Raw genomic sequence first — 22,181 nt, 5'->3', positions numbered from 1 at the left:
CTCTATTTATACTGTAAAATTAAATGAAAAATTGTTAGCCCTTCCGAAGTATTGCGATATTCATGGGGCTGATGCCCTGAGAATACTAGTGTATCCCCTTCATCCAGTAATTCATGCATATCCCCAGCAGAAATAACTGCTTGTCCTTTGATGACCATTACAGTTTCCTCTACCCCTTCTGTATGAGCTTCACTCTTACTAATTGCCCCTGGCTCCATTTCAACCTTATAAAATTCCCAGCCTCGCTCAGGATTATACGGAATAATGGAGTAGACACGATAGCGTCCCTCATCTTCATCCACATGCGGCACATCCTTACTGCTATAACGCATGTAATGAGCGGTTGGTGGCTGTAATAATGAAGAGAATGATATGCGCATACCAGCTGCGATTTTCCAAATTGTTGAAACAGTCGGATTAGCCTCACCCTTTTCAATTTGTGCAAGCTGTGCTTTACTAACACCTGTCGCTTTAGCTACGTCATCTAGACTTAGATGACGCTGCTGTCTAATTTTCTTTAATTGAAATGCTAAATTTCGACTCATTTGTTCCATTTTAATCACCAATTTCTATTGTTTATTTTATCAGACATATGTATACTTTAATAAACATCAAGAACTATCAAACAATTCCATCAATAGTATACATGGAAATGATTAAGAAAGGATGGCCTATTTATGACAAGTACAACAGAGCTTCATCATGATGATTCCATAAGCCCTTCCAACGACAGCTTTCTACAGGGCGTCAAAGATTGCATACCTACTTTACTCGGTTATATTAGTATAGGACTTGCATTCGGTGTTGTAGGTTCCGCTTCTGGATTATCTGTCCTTGAAATTGCCCTGTTAACGATACTTATTTATGCAGGATCTGCACAATTTATTTTTTGTGCACTTCTTTTAACAAGCAGCCCTGCCTCTGCTATCATTGTAACCATTTTTGTAGTTAATCTACGCCATTTATTAATGAGTTTAACATTAGCACCTCATTTTACGCGCTACTCTATGCTTAGAAATGTTGGTTTCGGTACATTATTAACGGATGAAACCTTTGGTGTCGCAGTAACAAAGCAAATGCAAACAGGCAAATTATACGGCAAATGGATGGATGGGCTTAACATCACAGCCTACATTTTTTGGATTCTCTCCTGTGTTGCAGGTGCCTTTTTAGGACAATGGGTAGCAAATCCCGAAAAATGGGGCCTAGATTTTGCTTTAATTGCCATGTTTGTTGCATTGTTAGTACTGCAATTGAGCAGTGTTGGCAAAAGCAAAATCATGCATTATATCAAGTTAATCGGCTATATGACAGTTATTATGTATGGCCTTTCTTATCTAGTGCCTTCACATGTAGCTGTGCTTCTAGCAACAGTCATTGTCGCAACAATTGGGGTGGTGACAGATAAATGACAACAACTTCTTATATGGTCTGGCTTATTATTGGCTGTGCACTTGTTACATGGCTGCCGCGTGTCATTCCATTTATTTTTGTACGTAGTGTAACACTCCCTGATGTTGCACTCAAGTGGCTCAGCTTTATACCTGTTTGTATCTTAAGTGCTCTTGTAATTGAAAACTTATTCGATACTGAAAGTGGGAAAGTAGTGACTCTTGATTGGCCCGTCTTTGTTACATTTGTGCCAACTCTTATTATTGCACTTATCACAAAAAGTTTATCGATTACTGTCATTGCAGGCGTAATCATTATGGCAGCTGTTCGATTTTTCATGTAAAAAGGTCAATCCCCTTTGAGAGGACTGACCTTTTTATTTCTTCATTTTACTAGCTAACCAAAAGCCTACGGTTAATGAAAATGCATCCATCACATAAATAATAGGCGAAGATGTATAGCCTGCATAAACAGAAGCTGCGATAAGTGCAATCGCTAATAACAGCGCAACATAGCGATTATAGGTAATTCTTGTAAACAATAAGACAAGGATCGCTGGTATAAATAGCGCTAATATCATTTTTCCAAAAACATCCATTATATTTCCCTCGGCTCAGCTAGTAATAAACCAATACGGTAATGATCATTGCTGTAAATCACATGCTGTGTTAAACGAATTTCATTGTTGCGGTCCAACACTTCTAGACGACAGTGTGCTGCATTTAATTGCAATGCCTCGTATAGCTCATTCTCTGTAAAAATAGATTTTCCATTTACTTTACGAATACATTCCCCTGCAAGCAAGCCCATTTTTTCTGCTGGCGAATCAGGAAGAACAGCTGCGATAATGGCACCCTTTGTACTTGGTGCAACGGCATAATGATCTGTTTTATCCTGCTGTGCAAAGTAGATAGAGATGATGATACGTATAATTGCCCCAACACCAAGTACGATGAAACCGATCATCGGCTCAAAATAAGCAGCTAAGCCACCTATTAAAATAAGCTCTCCAAGCAATAAGACAGATCGCCCTATTTTAGGTAATTTTATGACTGGTAATTCCTTTCTTGATAGCTTAGCAAAGCCAATGATAAGAGGGAATAAAACAAGTGCAAAGCTACTATCACCTATCGTAAACAGTGGCCAATATGGCAATACAGCCGATATAGCATCACCAGGCATAACAAAGAAAATAGGTAATACCCATACATTTTTTGTGCGATAGACAATAGCCTGCATACCCCGCTTTGTTTTCTCTATGGAAGGCGTTGATACCTTCATGGCAGCACGACGGATTAATAGCCCCTCTGCGATAACACAAAGGCCTGCCAAAATGGTAATCGTAACAATTGCGCCATCCTCTAAATTGCTCCCCTCCAAGGAAAATATCCACCAAGTAAATGTCCAATTGTAATAGGACATGGCCCATATCACAAGTGTTGCAATACCCATTGTCACAATGGGCGATAGTGCATTAATAAGGTACAGGACTAGCGCTACTATAGAAATTACTATTAAAATGATTAAAAATTCTTTTGGTACAGTAAGCCCTGCGACAATACTGATAAGAGAAATGAGCAGTGCATAAAGCCATCCATCTTTCCATTGTCCGATTAACTCTGTCCAGCCCCAAATAATACGTCTATTAAAATATTTACGCTCCTGTTTTACACGACGATATCCTAAAAAAATAGCAAATATTATGACTATATACAGTAATGGGTTGAGTAAAAAGCGGCCAATCGCTGTTACAATTTCTATTAAAATCTCACTAACCATACGAACACCCGCCATTTCTATCTTGAATACTATGAATTTATTGTATCAAACGACTACACTCTTGCGTAGTACAAACTCATCGAAAGCTTTGTATTATGTTATTTTTGTTCTGTCAGATAGGTTTATTGTTCAATAGTGTGCAGTAAAAAGCTAGTGGCCATCTGGAATTGCTGGTCATTTTGACGATCCGCTTTATAATTTTTTAATGTCTCATTTAAGCTATTGAAGAAAGTTGTATCCATATAAAATTCATCTTCTGCTAATTTTAATTTTTTCTGTTTGCGATAAAGGTTGACGGCCTCTGCAGTCGTTTCATCCATATAGCCATCTAAACGATCTATTTGATAGCCTAGTTTCTGTAAGGCAGTTTGTGAATAGGCGATCTCCTCACTCATATCACCGACTTTAAATTTACCTGTTAGTGGATGTAGTTGAAAAGCAAATAATTCATTTTGCTCAATTACTAAACTTGCTTCAATGCCTTGCCCATGAATCCATTCGCGTTTTGGTGTCAGCCATTTATTAGTTGATAATTTCAGCTCTCCACCATTTGATAGCTCCCAAGATTCCTGCACAGTCCCTTTCCCAAAACTCTTGACACCAATCAGTGAAGCACGTCCCCAGCCTTTTAAAGCACCACTCAATACTTCACTCGCTGAAGCACTACCTTGATTTTGTAAGACAACGATTGGGATTTTGTTCATCGTTGCTACATATTTTTCATCAAAGCCTTTCGTTTGCGTTTTCAATGGTTCCATAGCACCTTCCGCATTTTGCATATATGCAAATACCTTGCCATTGTCCAATACCGTGCTCAGTAGCGCTGCGACGCTATGTAAATAACCACCTGGATTATCACGTACATCAATCACAATACCTTCAACATCTTTACGAAGCAATTTACTCGTTTCAGCAACCCATTCATTGGCCGTTTTTTCCCCAAACAATGAGATAGCCACATAGCCGATGGTTGTATCTTCTACTTTTATAACCTCACTCGATACCGTTTTATTAGAGATTGCAGCACGCTCCATTGTCATCTTAATATGTTTATCCTCACTCGGACGGTAGACAACAATAGTTACCTTCGACCCTTTTTCACCTTGAATTAAATGCATTAATTCACTCATCGTTTTCCCATCTACACGCACTCCATCAACTTGTACAATTTCATCGAGTGAACGCATACCAGCTTTCTCAGCAGGTGAAGAACGAACTGGAGACACAACAATAAACTTCCCTTTATTTTCTGCTAGTTCAATCCCAATACCTACCCTTTCCTCAGCCAGCATTTGCCGATGTTGCTCGGCCTCTTCCTGGGAGTAATACGTACTATATGGATCCTTAATGGCATCAGCCATACCGCGAAGAGCCCCCTCCACCAATGCATCCTTTTTTGTGCTGTAGACTGATTTTTCTTCAATAAGTGTCATGGCTTCACCAATTGTATCAACCTCCGTAACAAGCTCCTTTTTATCGTCACTAGAAAACCAATCAAAGTAAATACCACTACCTACCACCAAACTACTAAGCAGGACTCCGACACCGGCCGTTAATTTGCGCAATTCTTCCCTCCTCCGTCTCTTTTACTGTATGACTCTATTTTTTCAAACATACAAGATTACCTTTCAAATTTATGAAGAGAGAATATTTCACTTTTCTCATGGGTGTTGGTTGTTGCTTCGAGAGTATTTTCCTTTGCTCCGCGAGTATTCCCTCTGCCTCCGCGAGCATTCCCTCTGTCTCCGCGAGTATTTCCTCTGGCTCCGCGAGTATTTCCTCTGCCTTCGCGAGTATTCCCTCTGACTCCGCGAGTATTTCCTCTGACTCCGCGAGTATTTCCTCTGACTCCGCGAGTATTTCCTCTGACTCCGCGAGTATTTCCTCTGACTCCGCGAGTATTTCCTCTGACTCCGCGAGTATTTCCTTAATTCTTATAAAAATAAAAAATCTGCTCGTTTCTACTATAGAAAACGAACAGATTTTTTATGAATTAATCTAGTGCATCTACATAATCATTTAACATATCTACATCCATTGGTCCTCTGATGGCGCGTTGGATATAGCCGTTGGAATCAATAAAATAAGTGGTTGGAATGGTGATGATTTGATAATCTAAGCCAGCGTCATTGTCTGGGTCCAATAAAATGGGGAATGTTAGCTCAAAGCTATCTCTAAATGTCATCACTGTGTCTACTTTGGCATCGGCAGTCACATCCCGTTCTGCACTTGTTAAATTGACAGCTATAATTTCAACGTTTTTCTCTTTAGCATACTCATCGTAGAAACTTTGCATATGCGGCATTTCCGCCTTACAAGGTGGGCACCATGTCGCCCAGAAATTTAGTACAACCTTTTTTCCACGCAAATCACTTAATGTGATATCTTCTCCGTCTAAGCTTGTTAAGGTGAAATCAGGCGGTATATCCCCTTTTTTTAAACCCGTTTCTAGCTCCTCCATATCCTTACCAAGAGCAGACTTTTCAATAGCACGTTCTTCGTTAATTTGTTGTCTCACATATGTACCAATCATCGCAATCACTAATAGCACAACGATCAGTAGCCCAATATTTTTTTTCATTCTTTACCTCCCACATTGATTCGTTCATATTGAATGGCTAATCCCAAACAAAGTAGTACTACACTCACACCCACAGTTGTTTGCCATATACCAAGGGTTTGGAAGAGAGCTACGATCAAATAGCCAACTGTATACAATAATAAAGCTTGTTTCATCGCTGCTAGTTTCCATAATATGATGATGGTTAATACACTTAGCACAACTAATGTAATGATTTCACTCGATGTAGTGTTGTCATTGAGTAGCACGACAATCATTTGGTAAATAGATTGCGTTAAAATAATAGCCCAGCTACAAGGGATAATATCTTGTTTTTCAAGCTGAAGATTGTGCCGCTTTCTCCATATTTGTAAGGACACTACGATGACGCCGAGATAAACACCTATTGTACCGCCATTGAAATAAAGTAATGACATTGGATTATTCACAACAGCTTTGAAATCAGTCACAAGTAGGCTTAGTTTCCAAACAATGAGAAATGTAAAAATCGCATCAGCATATACTTCAGACCATTTTTTTGAAAATTGCACGCGTAATATGAGCCACACTATAAAAAATGTAATGAGTAAAGCCACTGCAGTAGCTGGTAAAGTTAGTGCTCGAATCGAGTACCACTCTGTATTAATCACTCCAACAAATCCTCCTCCGAAAGTTAGATACAGCATAGCATAGAACCCTTTTAAAATAAGAATATTTCACACTGTGTTCAGAAAATCTTCAGAAATTAACATCTGTTAAAAATACCCCACTATGTATATATTCATCATAACATTAAATAGAATCTTATAATAGCCGTTACTCATAGAGGAGGGAGTTCTTATCTTCTAAAGATATAGATGAAATAAAAAAAGCTATACACTAGAATTCTCTAATGTATAGCTGTTCTATTTTACAATGGAATATATTTTAGTGGGTTTACACTGCCCACAGCTTGTCCTCGCCAAGGACCAATATGCACTTCAAAGTGTAAGTGAGGGCCAGTAGAGCGACCTGTACTACCCATTGCTGCAATTTGCTGACCTTGTGTTACTTCTTGTCCTACACTAACATTAAATGCACTTAAATGGGCATAAACTGTTGTATAAATTTGTCCATCAACTGAGTGCGTTAAAATGACAACATTACCATAAGAACTAAGTGGTGCTGCATAAGAAACTACACCATCCGCCGCTGCCCAAATCGGTGTTCCTGTTGCATTTGCAAGGTCCACACCGTAATGGAATTCAGGGCCAGCTCCAATATTACGCCAGCCATAAGGTGATGTTAGGCGGCCGTTCGTTGGTTTAATCCAAGTACCATTTGATTGAGGCGCGTTCACAGTACCACCTGATGAACCACCACCATTGTTGGCTGCTGCAGCCGCTGCCGCCGCAGCAGCTGCTTTACGTTTTGCTTCTTGTTGACGAGCAATTTCAGCTAAACGTTTTTGCTCAGCAATGATTTGATCTTGTAATTCTTGGCTTACTTCTAATGCTTCTGAGTACTCTTTTTCAAGTAATACTTTTTCAGATTTGAGCTTTTCTTGCTCTTTTTCTAATTGGTCAACTAGTTTATTTTTCTCAGCTTTTTGGCTATCTAAAGATGCCTTTAATTGTTCAAGCTCAGCTTTCTTGCCTTCCAATTTTTGACGTTTTTCTTCTACACTTTGCTTTTGCTCTTCTAACTGTTGTTTATCATCTTTTTGATCTTGAATAATTTGACGATCCGCTTCTAATAGTGCATTAACTGCAGAGAAGCGATCAATGAAGTCTACAAAGCTATTAGATCCAAGCAAAACATCTAAATAGCTTACCGAGCCACCAGCTTGAATCGCACGTGCACGTTCTTGTAATAATAAATCTCGCTCTTCAATTTTATGCAGAAGTTCTTTAATGGAAGCTTCTAATTTTTTTATTTCTTCATTTGTTGTATGAATATCTGCTTGAACATTTTTAATATTACTATTGGTTTTGTCGATTTCAGCGTTCAATGCTTGAATTTGATCTAAGATTTTTTGTTGCTTTTCTTGATTAGCCGTGATGGCATTTGACTTATTACTAATGGATGAATTTAAATCATATTTCTTTGTTTCGATTTGTTTCTTTTCTTCTTTTAAATCCGATAAACTTGTTGCATATGCTGATGGAGTTTGGATAAAAAGAAATAGAGCAGATGCTGCTGCAAGTGTTTTCAATGTTTTTTTCGCCTTACTTTTCACCGATTGAACTCCCCTTCGACTATTCTTTTTCTTCTTCACAAATATCCGTTGTGACTAAATTTTTAAAAACTTACGCACTGACATAAAGCTTCCCCAAACACCGATAAGCACGCCAATGAGTAACAGGAGACCGCTCACCTGATACACAAGTGGAGAAAAATCAAGTAATTGAATTAGCTCACCTTGTAAACGTGGTGCAATAATTTTATATACATTGTGGTAAAGGGTTGTGACAACCGCAATCGGAATAATCGAACCTAAAATTCCGAGCCACATACCTTCCAATAGGAATGGGATACGTACGAATGAATTCGTAGCCCCTACAAGTTTCATAATTTCAATTTCATCTCTACGAGCAATAATAGTAATACGAATTGTATTCGAAATTAAGAAAATCGCCGTGAATAATAACCCTAAAATAAGTACGATGCCTACATTACGACTAATATTTAAGAAGTTAAATAGTTTTTCAACTTTTCCTTCGCCATACATAACGTCATACGTATACTCATATTTATCTATCGCTTTTGCAATTTTAGCTGTTTGCTGGGGATCAGCAGCTTTTACATAGATTACATTACGTAAAGGGTTGCTTTGTTCAAATAGCTTAAAATCATCACCAAAATCTTTTACTAACTTAGTTAACTCATCTTCCTTAGTGGAATAGGTCATCTCTGACACACCAGGCAATTTTTTGACTTTTTCGACGAGTGCTTTTTCTGCAGCTTCATCTGCTGTCTCATCAATTAAAACTTTAATCTCAACATCGTTTTCTAAATCAGTCGCTACTTTATTTAAATTCATCATAATAAGCGCAAAAACGCCTACTAGTATAAGCGTAACTGTTACGGCACTGACAGACGCAATGGTCATCCAGCTATTTCGGCCAAGTGATTTCACACTTTCTCGGAAGTGGCGCTTTACTGTATTAAATTTCATAGCCGTATTCACCTCCGTGTTCATCACGGACAATTAAACCGCCTTCAATTGCGATAACACGACGACGAATCGTATTGACAATTTCACGGTTATGGGTCGCCATCACAATGGTTGTCCCTCGAGCATTAATTTCCTCAAATAAATTCATGATTTCCCACGATGTTTCAGGATCGAGGTTCCCTGTTGGTTCATCTGCAATCACCACTTTAGGAACATTGACGATTGAGCGTGCAATCGACACTCGTTGCTGTTCCCCACCTGAAAGCTCATTCGGGAACATTCTTGCTTTATGCTTTAATCCCACCAGTTCTAATACTTCCATCACACGACGTCGGATTTCATCTGGATTTTCCTCAATTACTTCAAGTGCAAATGCTACATTCTCATAAACATTCAAACGAGGTAGTAATTTGAAGTCCTGGAAAACTACGCCAAGTTGACGGCGCAAAAAAGGGACCTTCTTATTTTTTAATGTTGCTAAATCAATACCATTGACTATAATTTGCCCTGATGTTGCCTTTTCTTCACGATACATCAATTTAATAAATGTAGATTTACCTGCTCCACTTGGACCAACTACATACACAAATTCGCCTTGCTTTATATTAACGGAAATACCATTTGTCGCAACTACACCGTTTGGGTACTTCTTTGTCACATTTTTCATTTCTATCATGATTAAACCACCTAAAACTCTCATCTATGTAAGAGGTATTTCTTTTACTATTATAGCACTCTATTTCTGTTTTTTTATTACAGTTTCATTTCAATACGTGCCAGTTCCTTCTATTTCGTTCTTTCATTGCCATTATCATTAAAAAAATGACAAAAATAAAAACAGCAATCGACGATAAACCAAGTCGAATACTGTTTGAAATCGCAAGAAGCATTCAAGCTTTCGCCTGAATGCTTCCCATGTTACATTTGTTGTTCGTCCGTTGTTGTGTAGCGCACTAAAACGGCGCCAGTTTTCGATTCGCCTTCGATAAATAAGCGATTTGCACTTTCAACTTCTTTATCAAAGCGTACTACTTTGGATAGGAATTGGTCCTGTGACTCCATTTTAGAAACATCCTGAATGCCTACATCTACTTTCCCGAAATTCGTCACAACTTTACCACTTAATGAAATGGTACGTGGGACATATATTTCCACCGCTCCAGCAACTGTTTGAGCTTTTATTTTAGATGAATTTGTGGAACAAGTTGTTACCACTACATGTCCATTGACAGACTTCGCCTCTACCTCATCCAAAGCTCCATCTAAATAAACACGTCCATTCAATGTTTCAGCCTCTAAATCCTTACCACGAACATTCGTTAATTCAATGGAACCATTAGAAGAGTCCACTTCCGCTTTTCCAAAATTAAACTTAGTGCCTTTAATAGCTCCGTTCAATGTTTTAACTTTTAATTCTTCAAATTCTATATCCTGTAGTGACGCACTACCATTCATGAGACGAACAGATAATTTTTCAAGTTTATCCTTAGGTACTTGCACCTTTACATTGACTTGAACAAGCTTTAATTGGCTTAAAATGCGAAGTGAACGCTCATCCTCTTTTACAACAAATTGCTCTAAAAAGTGATTGCGTGTTTCTTCCTCGCTCTCATTCATCAGCGGTGCTTTCACCTTACAAACTACCTGAATCGTATCTCCTCCACTTGCTTCCAATGAGAAATTACCATTTGGCAATTCAACAATAACATTGTCTACGTTAGCAGCTGCCACTTCTTCTGTATGTGTAAATTCAATTTTATCTCCAAATGGAGATGCTACATCAAATTCCTTTACCTTTTTAACAGCGGTATTCATCATATCCATAAAAAGAGAACCGATTTGCGTTAAATCCTTACGAAAATCTTGCATTTCATCTTGGAAATATTTCATAAAATCATCTTTTTTCTTGTCACCATCTTTTGATTTTTCTTCAAATAGTGACTCTTCTTTTTCAGTTGAAAAGGATTGCGCCTCTTTTGACACATCATCCATAACATTTTGAGTAGACTTGCCAGGTTGCTCTAATGCTTCTAGTAATGTAATCGCCTCTTGTGCCGAAATCGTTCCTTTTTCTACAAGTTCTAAAATTCGTTGACGTTCATTTTGCATAAATAAATAGCCTCCCTCAGTTCGTTATACTATTTATACGATTCATCATATGAAAAGTTTCACTGCAAAATTGAATAAATTGGGTCTGTTAAGATTGAGACGCTTCTACTAGCAATGCATCCATTCGCAGACGATCACGTTCCAGGATAGGTTTTAAGTATTTCCCTGTGTAAGAGCCAGCGACTTTTACTACCTCTTCTGGTGTACCTGTTGCAACGATAGTGCCACCTTTATCTCCACCTTCTGGCCCTAAGTCGATGATATAATCAGCGGTTTTAATAACGTCTAAATTATGCTCAATGACTAATACAGAGTCCCCATTTTCAACAAGCCGCTGCAACACGACTAGCAATCGAGCAATATCATCGGCATGTAAACCTGTCGTTGGCTCATCCAAAATATAGAAGGATTTCCCTGTAGATCGTCGGTGTAACTCAGAGGCTAGCTTTACGCGCTGTGCCTCACCACCCGATAAAGTGGTAGCTGGTTGTCCCAATTTCATATAGCCCAAGCCCACATCGACAATTGTTTGTAGTTTACGCTGGATTTTAGGAATATTTTCGAAAAACACTACTGCATTTTCAATCGTCATATCAAGAATATCTGCAATACTCTTATCTTTATACTTCACTTCAAGTGTTTCACGATTATAACGTTTGCCATGACATACCTCACATGGAACATAAACATCTGGAAGGAAGTGCATTTCGATTTTAATAATGCCATCTCCTCGACATGCTTCACAGCGTCCACCTTTAACATTAAAGCTAAAGCGACCTTTTTTATAGCCTCGTACCTTTGCTTCATTTGTTGCCGCAAAAACATCACGAATATCATCAAAGACACCTGTATACGTTGCTGGGTTTGAACGAGGCGTACGACCAATTGGTGATTGGTCAATATCGATTACTTTTTCAAGCTCCTCTAGGCCCGTCACTTCTTTATGTTCTCCAGGCTTAACCTTTGAACGATTCAGCTTCTGTGCCAATGATTTATATAAAATTTCATTTATCAGTGTCGATTTCCCAGAGCCTGACACACCTGTCACCGCTACAAATAAACCCAGTGGCACATCCACTTTGACGTTACGTAAATTATTTTCCTTAGCGCCTTTAATGGACAGCTTACGACCATTTGGTTGACGTCTTTCCACTGGTAATGGAATGAATTTTTTACCACTTAAATATTGCCCTGTTAGAGAGTTTTCATTCTTCATAACTTCCTGTGGTGTGCCTGCTGCCACAATTTGACCGCCATGAACACCTGCTCCAGGTCCCACATCAATAAGATAATCGGCTGCCAACATCGTATCTTCATCATGCTCTACCACAATTAACGTATTGCCGATATCACGCATATTTTGCAGCGTGTTAATTAAACGATCATTATCACGTTGATGCAAACCAATCGAAGGCTCATCTAAAATATAGAGAACTCCTGTTAAACGTGAGCCGATTTGTGTAGCGAGCCGAATACGTTGCGCCTCTCCGCCTGATAATGTCCCTGCTGCACGACTCAATGTCAAATAATCTAAACCTACATTGACAAGGAAGCCCAATCGTTCTTCAATTTCTCGTAAAACCAGTCGAGCAATTTGCATATCCTTTTCAGTTAAATCCAACTCTTTGAAAAATGTGTCCGCTTCCTGAATCGAATATTGTGTGACTTCACCAATATGCTTATCTGCTACTTTCACAGCTAACGTCTCAGGCTTTAAACGATAACCTTTACAGGACGGACATGGCTGCTGTGCCATATATTTTTCCATTTGCTCACGAACATAATCGGATGTTGTTTCTTTAAAACGGCGTTCCACATTGCGCACAACACCTTCAAATTCAATCATTTGGTCTCGCACATTGCCAAACTCATTTTCATAATGGAAGTGAATTTTGTCTTTTCCTGAGCCATATAAAACCTTATCCATCTTTTCCTTTGGTAAATCCTTCACAGGCACGTCCATTGGGATATCGTAGTGATCACACACCGCTTTTAATAATTGTGGATAGTACTGTGAACTAGTCGGTTCCCATGGAGCAATAGCATGCTCTAACAAGGAACGATCCCAATCTGGAACGACTAAATCTAAATCCACTTCCTGTGTTGAGCCTAAGCCATCGCAGCTTGTGCAAGCACCAAACGGGCTATTAAATGAAAACATACGAGGCTCTAGCTCGCCTATAGAAAAACCACATATCGGGCAAGCATGATGTTCACTAAATAATAATTCTTCATACTCCATCACATCAACAAGTACACGACCATCAGCCAAACGTAAAGCTGTTTCTAAGGAGTCACTCAACCGTGAGGCAATACCTTCCTTCATAACAACACGGTCCACTACTACTTCAATCGAGTGCTTTTTATTTTTATCAAGATCAATCGCATCATCTAAATCCCGTAATTCCCCATCAATTCGCACACGAACAAACCCTTGCTTTTTTAAATCCTCTAGCAGTTTAACATGGGTTCCCTTGCGTCCAGAAACCATCGGCGCAAGAAGCTGCATTTTTGTTCTTTCTGGATATGATAATAAACGGTCTACCATCTGCTCAATCGTTTGGGAAGTGATTTCTATGCCATGATTTGGACAGATCGGTTTACCAATGCGTGCATAAAGTAATCGTAAGTAATCATAGATTTCCGTTACCGTACCAACCGTAGAACGTGGATTACGACTCGTTGTTTTTTGGTCAATGGAAATAGCAGGCGATAATCCTTCTATTGCATCGACATCTGGCTTATCCATTTGTCCTAAAAATTGACGGGCATAGGCAGAAAGGGACTCAACATAACGACGTTGGCCCTCCGCATAAATTGTGTCAAATGCTAGAGAAGATTTTCCTGAGCCTGATAAACCTGTTAATACGACTAATTGGTCACGTGGAATTGTGACATTGATATTTTTTAAATTATGAGCACGTGCACCTTGCACGACAATTTCAGTATTTTTCACAAGTCATTCACCCTTCTACCTTCAATTCAAATATTGTATCTCGCAACTCAGCCGCACGTTCAAAATCAAGCGCTTTTGCTGCTTCCTTCATTTCGACCTCTAAGGAAGCCAAAAGCTGTTCTCTTTCCGCCTTTGTCAGCTTTTTGCCTTTCGTAGCCTTTTTCACATAGGATTCTTCTTCTTCTGCCACTTGTGTCGCACGAATTACATCTGGGATTTTCTTGATAATGGTTTGAGGCGTTATGCCATGCTCCTCGTTGTAAGCCATTTGCAATGCACGACGACGTTGTGTTTCATCAATTGCCTTTTTCATCGAATCTGTTACATGGTCCGCATACATAATGACATGACCATTTGCATTACGTGCAGCACGACCAATCGTTTGAATTAATGAACGTTCCGAACGTAAAAATCCTTCTTTATCAGCATCAAGAATCGCTACAAGTGACACCTCAGGAATATCAAGTCCTTCACGCAAGAGATTAATACCGATGAGTACATCGTACGTTCCTTTACGTAGCTCACGAATAATCTCAATACGTTCTAGCGTTTTAATTTCGGAATGTAGGTACTCGACCTTTAAGCCCATTTCTTTCAAGTAGGCCGTTAAATCTTCTGACATTTTCTTCGTTAATGTTGTCACTAAAACCCGTTCATTTTGGGCAATTCGATCTTGAATTTCATCTATTAAATTATCGATTTGCCCTTCAATAGGTCGCACTTCAATTAACGGATCCAATAATCCAGTAGGTCGAATAATTTGCTCAACCATTTCCGGCGTATGCTCCAGCTCATAAGGGCCTGGTGTGGCTGATACATAAATGGCCTGATGCACTCGGTTTTCGTATTCTTCAAAACGTAGTGGACGGTTATCAAGTGCTGATGGCAAACGGAAACCATGTTCTACGAGTACACCTTTACGAGCTTGGTCACCATTATACATACCACGAACCTGAGGAAGTGTTACGTGACTTTCATCTACTACAAGCAAAAAGTCATCTGGGAAGTAATCTAGCAATGTATATGGAGTGGCACCTGCTCCACGCAATGTTAAATGGCGTGAATAGTTTTCAATCCCTGAGCAAAAGCCCATTTCACGCATCATTTCTAAATCATAACGTGTCCGTTGCTCTAGGCGCTGTGCCTCTAGTAATTTATCCTCTGCACGTAGCAACGCAAGACGTTCCTCTAATTCTTTTTCAATGTTTTCAATCGCTTTTCGCATTTTCTCTTCTCGTGTAACGAAGTGGGATGCCGGGAATATAGCAACATGCTCTCGATCCGATAAAATTTCTCCAGTTAAGGCATCCACCTCTCGAATACGATCGATTTCATCACCGAAAAACTCCACCCGAATACAATGCTCGTCACGTGAGGCTGGGAAAATTTCCACTACATCTCCACGTACCCGAAATGTCCCCCGAGTAAAACTGACATCATTACGCTCGTATTGAACATCTACAAGTTTGCGCAGTAGCTGATTACGTTCAATTTCCATACCTGTGCGAATCGATACAACCATTTCTCGATACTCTTCAGGAGAACCTAAACCATAAATACAGGACACAGATGCAATAATGATGACATCATCACGCTCAAATAATGCAGAAGTAGCAGAGTGACGCAGCTTATCAATTTCATCGTTAATGCTGGAATCTTTTTCTATATAGGTATCTGTCTGCGGTACATAGGCTTCTGGTTGGTAGTAATCATAGTAGCTGACAAAATATTCAACAGCGTTATTCGGGAAGAACTCTTTAAACTCACTATATAACTGGCCAGCTAGTGTTTTATTATGTGCCATAATGAGTGTTGGTTTTTTAATTTGCTGGATGACATTAGAAATGGTAAACGTTTTACCTGTTCCCGTAGCACCAAGTAATGTTTGATGACGCTTGCCCGCTTTCACACCCTCCACTAATTCCGCAATTGCCTGTGGCTGATCCCCGTTAGGCTGATATGGCGCTTGTAAATCAAATGTTTGCACACATGTCCCCGTCCTTTCCTTCCAATTTGTACATATATTTTAGCATAGCAATATTAAAATTTCGAACATTTAACGAACGAATGTTTGTAAAAAATTTTTTTATCCCTAAAATGAATAACCGTGAAGCGAAGAATACTTATTACTCTCATAATAGCCGCTTCAACACATTTTCAAGCTTAATCTATTCAATAGATTTCGATTCTTGAGTAGAAGTCATAATATTTTCAGTAGAGGGCTTCTGCTTTTGTGAGTGGGGTAACAGATTTTTGGCGTGGGTTGCATTCTTTTATGAGCCAGGGCTCTTGCTTTGAGAGCGGATTTACTCCTGAGCAGGAGTTCTTACTTTCTGAGCAACTCTCCCTCTTTTATAAGCGAAGACTCTCACTTTTTGAACGAGCAGCCCTCCTTCAATCAAAAAAATCCCGCTCTCCAATAGACATGGAGAGCGGGTTCGTTAGTATGATTCATCCTCTGTTTGCTGCAAGGAATGTAGTTCGGCTGCGTATTGGTAAAATGCGTTTTCATCTTTTTCATCGAGTACTCTGTCTATCAGAACCATGAGTTGCTCTTGACGATGCATACGCTGGATACGATTTAAAAATAAATCTAAATAAATCTCGTTTAATAATTTCTCTGCCTCATCAACTTTTTTCGACTGACCCACGGCTTTTAGAAAATCTGTGTACGAATAATATTTATCCAACGATCTCACCTCGATCCTTTTCTAAATTATATGAAAATTGAAATTAAATTGCAATGCTTACGAATTGAAAATAACTTGGATTAGCTATTAATCTCGTGACATTTGCAGTGAATTCTCTAAGCATTTCATTCTTTTCTGAAGGGTTTTCAGCTACTTTGTCTATTTTTTGAAACTCTCATTTTGTTCTACACTACCGTTATCAACAGAAAAAGGAGGCTCTCTCTATATGACTAGCAATTTTGTCAATAGCTACTTAATTTCATTCAACACTTACTTGCTTCAACCTATTCAGCACAACTCCAAGGTTTTCACTCATGTTATCGATAAGCACAATGAGCTGATCGTCACGCGTAAACCGATGCATGTGCTTCGAAAATCTTGTATCTCATTAGGTTCAACCTATGAAGCTGCAAAACTATCGGCTAAACGTTTCTTTGGCAATCAACATAAGCTACCAATCGTCGTGGCCTTTGACTACGGCTATCCCTGTATTTTTCTACCAACTTATTCCCCGAACTCCATTCATAATATATGGATTGGACTTCACGCGATTATCAATATTACACCAAGTCAGACGGGGTGTGTTGTCACATTAAAAAATGGTAAAACAATTGAACTACCTATTCAATATGCCTCGATTAGTAAACAGTTTTTGAATGCATCGATGCTCTATAAATATTACATGAACGAGCGCAAGCAGCTTAGCCAAGATGCGCCATATCACCCTCCCTTTTAACTAGAAAATCCCCCAAGAACACCTCTTGGGGGATTTGTGTATTAGCCAATTTTCGAGCGTAAATAGGCATTAATAAACGGATCTAAATCGCCGTCCATCACTGCACCAACATTACCTGTTTCTTCATTCGTACGGTGATCCTTCACCATAGAGTATGGGTGGAATACATACGAACGAATTTGTGAGCCCCAGCCGATTTCCTTTTGCTCACCACGTATTTCATCTAGTTGCGCTTGCTGCTTATCTAACTCTAATTGATATAATTTCCCTTTTAGCATCGTCATCGCTTTTTCACGGTTTTTAATCTGTGAACGCTCTGCTTGACACTGTACAACAGTACCAGTCGGAATATGTGTAATACGAACTGCTGAATCTGTCGTATTAATATGCTGACCACCCGCACCTGTAGCACGATACGTATCAATTTTTAAATCCTCTGTGCGAATGTCGATTTCAATATTTTCGTCGAACTCTGGCATAACATCACAAGAAACAAATGATGTATGACGACGACCTGACGAATCGAATGGTGAGATACGCACTAGACGATGCACGCCTTTTTCAGCCTGTAAATAACCGAAAGCATTGTGACCTTTAATCGACAATGTTACCGATTTAATCCCTGCTTCATCACCAGGAAGATAGTCCACAGTCTCCACTTTAAATCCACGCTTCTCCGCCCATCTTGTATACATACGTAACAGCATAGAACCCCAGTCCTGAGATTCCGTTCCACCGGCACCAGGGTGTAGCTCTAAAATAGCATTATTTTGATCATATGGACCACTTAACAGCAATTGCAGCTCAAAATCCCCCATTTTTTGCTGGAATTCTGCTAGCTCTTTGCCTAGTTCTTCCTGTAACTCTTCATCTGGCTCTTCCTGTAAAAGCTCCAGTGTCATATCTAAATTTTCATGGGTTTCCACTAAATCTTTATATTCATTGACGATTGCTTTTAAGCCATTGCCTTCATTGATGGTCACCTGTGCCCCTTGCTGATCATCCCAAAAGCCAGGCTCTAGCATCATTTCATCTAGCTCCTGAATGCGTGCCTCTTTGTTTTCTAAGTCAAAGAGACCCCCTGAAGTCCGCCAGTTTTTTGGCTGTAGTGTCTAACACATTGCGTACATCTGCTAATTCAATCATTGTTAAATCCTCCGAACGTTAGTAATGGAGCTAACATTGCACTCACAAAGCTCCGTATCTTTTCATTATAACGTTTTTACAAAGGAAAACATACTATCTAGCAGTTGTTTTCTCGGAGTAATCAATGATCCTGTGTCTCGTCCTCTAGCATATTAAGAGCGAGACGCTGAAAAACCTTTACACGGTCATACTGAACAAGCAAATGCTTTGTTCGTTTTTCTAACCTATATTTTAATAAATAGGCTCTCTGAATACGATATTCTAACGCATTAACACTGACATCCACTACCAGTTCTTTGCCATTCGTAAAAGTTATTTTTGCTCTCTTTTTATCCACAGCGATATATTCATCAATATGATGAACGGCGAACCAGATACATTCAGGTTGTAGAGGAGACTTACTTGGAAACCATAAAATATTACATCGTTCATCCACTACAATTGGATTTTTATTAAGCTTTCCTAAAATCATTTTCGAGCCATCAAATGCCCCTCTTAAACTCGAACCAAAATAACGAAGGTTATAGTCCATTAACTTCGTTGGTGCTAATTTCGATAGATATTCATTATTTTTCTCAATCACCCGCGTACATAAATTTCCAAAGGAATCATACACAGGCATATACATCATCGTTTCACTATTCATAATATCTTTTTTATGCACCTATAGTCCTCCTTTATACACTTTATGTTTTTTCAATTAAAATAAAAAGGGATATACCAATATTCGTACATTCCAGATGTTTGTGACTCGTAAAATTGCTTTATTATCATGCATAGCACCCCTTCCCTTTCTAGGTCTAAGTCTTCATAGCACCTTCTTATTTAGGATAATAACGGGAGCTTCCCTGAACTAAAATCCTAATATTACAGCTATTGTATACCCATATTTTTCAATTGTCTATAAATTCTGACTTTTATTCCTAAATTTCTTCCTAAAACAGTATAATGTCAAAAGAAAAAAACCATTTCAACATGTAGTTAAAATGATTTTTTTCACTAATATATTATTGACCTGCACCATGACAGTTTTTAAATTTCTTGCCGCTTCCACATGGGCATAAATCATTACGACCAATATTTTCAGACTTACGCACAGGTTGTTTTTTCGGAGCTGAGCCGCCTTCTTCCTTCGGATTAACCGCTTGGCCCTTCGCCACCTCTTCACGCTCAAGATTACTGCGAATTTCTGCCTTCATTGCATATTTCGCAACATCCTCACGAATAGACGCAACCATATCCTCAAACATAGCAAAGCCTTCTTGTTGATATTCTCGAAGTGGATCATTTTGTCCATATGCACGTAGATGGATACCTTGACGAAGTTGGTCCATCGCATCGATATGATCAATCCATTTCGTATCAATAGAACGTAATAAAATTACCTTTTCAAACTCACGCATACGCTCTGGTGTCAGTTCTGCCTCTTTTTCATCATAACGAGCATGAACAGCATCCGAAACCAACTGATTAATGTCTTCAGCAGACTTGCCTTGGAAATCTGCTACTTTAAGCTGACCCTCTTCTAACAGATTAGCCGCTACAAAATCTTCAATTGCTTTTAAGTTCCAATCTTTCTGCTCACCCTGAGTATACAGACCAACAACATTATCGATTGTCTCTTGAATCATAGACTCTACGAGTACACGCATATTCTCTGTTTCCAATACATCATAACGCTCTTTATAAATAATCTCACGTTGCTGACGTAGCACATCGTCATATTGTAATAAACGTTTACGTGCATCAAAGTTATTACCTTCGACACGTTTCTGCGCTGATTCTACAGCTCTCGACACAACTTTTGATTGCAATGGCTGAGAATCATCCATGCCTAAGCGCATCATCATCGACTTCATATTATCAGAGCCAAAACGACGCATTAAATCATCTTCTAGGGATAGATAGAACTGCGTAACCCCTGGATTCCCTTGACGACCAGAACGTCCACGAAGCTGGTTATCGATACGACGTGATTCATGTCGCTCTGTCCCGATGACCGCTAAACCACCAATTTCTAGTACACCTTCACCTGGTTTAATATCTGTACCACGACCCGCCATGTTTGTCGCAATCGTTACTGCGCCCTTAGTACCGGCATTTGCAATAATTTCTGCCTCGCGTTCATGGTTTTTCGCATTCAAGACATTATGAGGAATTTTATGTTTATCAAGTAACTGCGAAATAATTTCAGATGTTTCAATCGCAACTGTACCAACAAGCACAGGTTGTCCTGCCTTATGACGCTCAGCAATATCGGCCGCCACCGCTTTATATTTTCCTTCCATCGAAGCAAAAATTAAATCTGGACGGTCATCACGAGCTATTGGTTTATTCGTTGGAATCGCAATAACGCTCATGTTGTAAATATTTCGGAACTCTTCTTCCTCTGTTTTCGCTGTACCTGTCATACCCGCAAGCTTTTGGTACATACGGAAATAGTTTTGGAACGTAATGGTAGCCATTGTCATTGATTCATTTTGAATGTCAACGCCCTCTTTGGCTTCAATTGCTTGGTGAAGTCCATCAGAATATCGACGGCCCTTCATTAAACGGCCCGTAAAGCCGTCAACAATTACAATTTCGCCCTCTTGGACAACATAGTCAACATCATTATGCATACTCACATGTGCCTTTAACGATTGGTTAATGGCATGATTTAAGCGTACATGTGTTAAATCAAACAAATTGTCGATCCCAAATGCTTTTTCTGCCTTTTCTACACCTGCATCTGTTAATGTAACACCTTTTGTCGACTCTTCGTATGTGTAATCTGTATCTGCACTTAACATGCGTACAAAAGCATTAGACTGTTTGTACAACTGTGCTGATTTCCCAGCTTGACCCGAAATAATTAATGGCGTACGAGCCTCATCAATTAAAATAGAGTCCACCTCATCGATTACAGCATAATGAAGCGGTCGTTGAACACGCTCTTCTTTATAAAGCACCATATTGTCACGTAAATAGTCAAATCCTAATTCATTGTTTGTACTATAAGTAATATCCGCTTCATATGCCGCACGCTTCTCTTCTTTTGACAGGCTATTTAAATTTAAACCTACTGTAAGACCTAAGAAATTATACAGCTGTCCCATCTCAGCAGCATCACGACTAGCCAAATATTCATTGACTGTTACAACATGTACACCTTTACCAGTAATCGCGTTTAAATAAACCGCCATAGTAGCTGTTAATGTTTTACCTTCACCTGTTTTCATCTCTGAAATATTACCTTCATCCAGTGAAGCAGCCCCCATGATTTGAACACGGAAAGGATACATCTCTAAAACACGTTTAGATGCTTCGCGACAAACAGCAAAAGCCTCTGCACGAATCGACTCTAAATGCTCTCCATCAGCATAACGCTTTTTAAACTCTTCTGTTTTTGCTTGTAATTGTTCATCTGAAAGCTGTTCCATTTGAGAAGCAAATCCCTCTACTTGGTCAGCGATTTTTTCTAATTTTTTTAACTCACGTTTATTGAAATCAAATAATTTATTTAATAGGTTTGCCATGAATGTTTTTCACTTCCTATATAGATTCAACTTCCATTTTACCATTGTGTAACAGTTTCATGCAAACAGTCACCCTACTTGCAGAAGAAAGTCATACAAAAAAGACTCTCGCCATCGCGAGAGCCTTTGTCATCATGA

General features: G+C 39.1%; 19 protein-coding genes. 3 read left to right on the top strand and 16 right to left on the bottom strand.

Annotated features, from left to right (window positions below; all coding sequences use genetic code 11):
* Window positions 1-2: 2 nt before the first annotated feature.
* On the bottom strand, window positions 3-554 hold the full coding sequence (locus NV349_RS03435; protein WP_036120940.1) for a helix-turn-helix domain-containing protein: 552 nt from the start codon (window positions 552-554) through the stop codon (window positions 3-5).
* 123 nt (window positions 555-677) lie between these two features.
* On the opposite strand from NV349_RS03435, the gene NV349_RS03430 reads away from it, so the two are divergent.
* Together NV349_RS03430 and NV349_RS03425 are read left to right on the top strand one after the other, a co-directional pair.
* Window positions 678-1,412, top strand: a complete 735-nt coding sequence (locus NV349_RS03430) for an AzlC family ABC transporter permease (protein WP_058843818.1) — start codon at window positions 678-680, stop codon at window positions 1,410-1,412.
* On the top strand, window positions 1,409-1,735 hold the full coding sequence (locus NV349_RS03425; RefSeq protein ID WP_036120943.1) for an AzlD domain-containing protein: 327 nt from the start codon (window positions 1,409-1,411) through the stop codon (window positions 1,733-1,735). The genes NV349_RS03430 and NV349_RS03425 overlap by 4 nt, the downstream gene beginning before the upstream one ends.
* A gap of 33 nt (window positions 1,736-1,768) precedes the next feature.
* On the opposite strand, the gene NV349_RS03420 is transcribed toward NV349_RS03425, so the two are convergent.
* From NV349_RS03420 to NV349_RS03365, 12 genes are all read right to left on the bottom strand, one after another.
* Entirely contained in the window at window positions 1,769-1,990 is a 222-nt protein-coding gene (locus NV349_RS03420) for a DUF2198 family protein (RefSeq protein ID WP_036120955.1), read from the bottom strand.
* Window positions 1,990-3,171 carry a PDZ domain-containing protein gene (locus NV349_RS03415; RefSeq protein WP_036120958.1) on the bottom strand — a complete coding sequence of 394 codons (1,182 nt, stop codon included), beginning with the start codon at window positions 3,169-3,171 and terminating at the stop codon, window positions 1,990-1,992. Before NV349_RS03415 ends, NV349_RS03420 begins: the two co-directional genes overlap by 1 nt.
* 122 nt (window positions 3,172-3,293) lie before the next feature.
* Window positions 3,294-4,736: a S41 family peptidase gene (locus tag NV349_RS03410; RefSeq protein WP_089934825.1), complete on the bottom strand. Its 1,443-nt coding sequence runs from the start codon at window positions 4,734-4,736 to the stop codon at window positions 3,294-3,296.
* A 428-nt stretch (window positions 4,737-5,164) separates the two neighbouring features.
* Window positions 5,165-5,752 (bottom strand): peroxiredoxin family protein, encoded by a 588-nt coding sequence (locus tag NV349_RS03405; protein ID WP_036128486.1) that lies wholly within the window; start codon window positions 5,750-5,752, stop codon window positions 5,165-5,167.
* Window positions 5,749-6,381: a hypothetical protein gene (locus NV349_RS03400; protein WP_089934824.1), complete on the bottom strand. Its 633-nt coding sequence runs from the start codon at window positions 6,379-6,381 to the stop codon at window positions 5,749-5,751. Before NV349_RS03400 ends, NV349_RS03405 begins: the two co-directional genes overlap by 4 nt.
* Before the next feature lie 260 nt (window positions 6,382-6,641).
* Complete coding sequence (locus tag NV349_RS03395; RefSeq protein WP_249646027.1) at window positions 6,642-7,949, bottom strand: murein hydrolase activator EnvC family protein; 1,308 nt, start codon at window positions 7,947-7,949, stop codon at window positions 6,642-6,644.
* A gap of 54 nt (window positions 7,950-8,003) precedes the next feature.
* Window positions 8,004-8,888, bottom strand: coding sequence for a permease-like cell division protein FtsX (ftsX, locus tag NV349_RS03390; protein WP_036120971.1), 885 nt, complete (start codon window positions 8,886-8,888; stop codon window positions 8,004-8,006).
* Window positions 8,878-9,564, bottom strand: coding sequence for a cell division ATP-binding protein FtsE (gene ftsE, locus NV349_RS03385; protein WP_036120973.1), 687 nt, complete (start codon window positions 9,562-9,564; stop codon window positions 8,878-8,880). Before ftsE ends, ftsX begins: the two co-directional genes overlap by 11 nt.
* A 242-nt stretch (window positions 9,565-9,806) precedes the next feature.
* Entirely contained in the window at window positions 9,807-10,997 is a 1,191-nt protein-coding gene (locus tag NV349_RS03380; RefSeq protein ID WP_271912418.1) for a DUF4097 family beta strand repeat-containing protein, read from the bottom strand.
* 88 nt (window positions 10,998-11,085) lie between these two features.
* Window positions 11,086-13,953, bottom strand: coding sequence for an excinuclease ABC subunit UvrA (uvrA, locus tag NV349_RS03375; protein WP_271912417.1), 2,868 nt, complete (start codon window positions 13,951-13,953; stop codon window positions 11,086-11,088).
* A gap of 7 nt (window positions 13,954-13,960) precedes the next feature.
* Complete coding sequence (gene uvrB / locus NV349_RS03370) at window positions 13,961-15,940, bottom strand: excinuclease ABC subunit UvrB (protein ID WP_271912416.1); 1,980 nt, start codon at window positions 15,938-15,940, stop codon at window positions 13,961-13,963.
* A gap of 454 nt (window positions 15,941-16,394) precedes the next feature.
* Window positions 16,395-16,643, bottom strand: a complete 249-nt coding sequence (locus NV349_RS03365; protein WP_036120988.1) for an IDEAL domain-containing protein — start codon at window positions 16,641-16,643, stop codon at window positions 16,395-16,397.
* 226 nt (window positions 16,644-16,869) lie between these two features.
* Here NV349_RS03365 and NV349_RS03360 point away from each other — a divergent pair, with 226 nt between their 5' ends.
* Window positions 16,870-17,379: a competence protein ComK gene (locus NV349_RS03360; protein ID WP_036120991.1), complete on the top strand. Its 510-nt coding sequence runs from the start codon at window positions 16,870-16,872 to the stop codon at window positions 17,377-17,379.
* A 41-nt stretch (window positions 17,380-17,420) separates the two neighbouring features.
* Here NV349_RS03360 and prfB read toward each other — a convergent pair.
* The 3 genes from prfB to secA all read right to left on the bottom strand — a co-directional run bounded on the left by prfB (window position 17,421) and on the right by secA (window position 22,043).
* Window positions 17,421-18,525 (bottom strand): peptide chain release factor 2 gene (gene prfB / locus NV349_RS03355; protein ID WP_283778204.1). Its coding sequence is split into 2 segments (ribosomal slippage): window positions 17,421-18,449 and window positions 18,451-18,525, totalling 1,104 coding nucleotides; the frame shifts between segments, so codons are not numbered across the junction.
* Window positions 18,526-18,646: 121 nt separating this feature from the next.
* The gene (locus NV349_RS03350; protein ID WP_271912415.1) at window positions 18,647-19,189 is read right to left on the bottom strand and encodes a competence protein ComK; all 543 of its coding nucleotides are present in this window, start codon (window positions 19,187-19,189) and stop codon (window positions 18,647-18,649) included.
* Between the two features lie 343 nt (window positions 19,190-19,532).
* The gene (secA, locus tag NV349_RS03345; RefSeq protein ID WP_036120997.1) at window positions 19,533-22,043 is read right to left on the bottom strand and encodes a preprotein translocase subunit SecA; all 2,511 of its coding nucleotides are present in this window, start codon (window positions 22,041-22,043) and stop codon (window positions 19,533-19,535) included.
* Window positions 22,044-22,181 lie beyond the last annotated feature (138 nt).

The sequence above is a fragment of the Lysinibacillus sp. OF-1 genome, assembly GCF_028356935.1.
GTDB lineage: Bacteria > Bacillota > Bacilli > Bacillales_A > Planococcaceae > Lysinibacillus > Lysinibacillus fusiformis_D.
The sequence above is the reverse complement of the archived record's forward strand: the minus strand, read 5'-3'. Positions and strand labels throughout refer to the sequence as shown.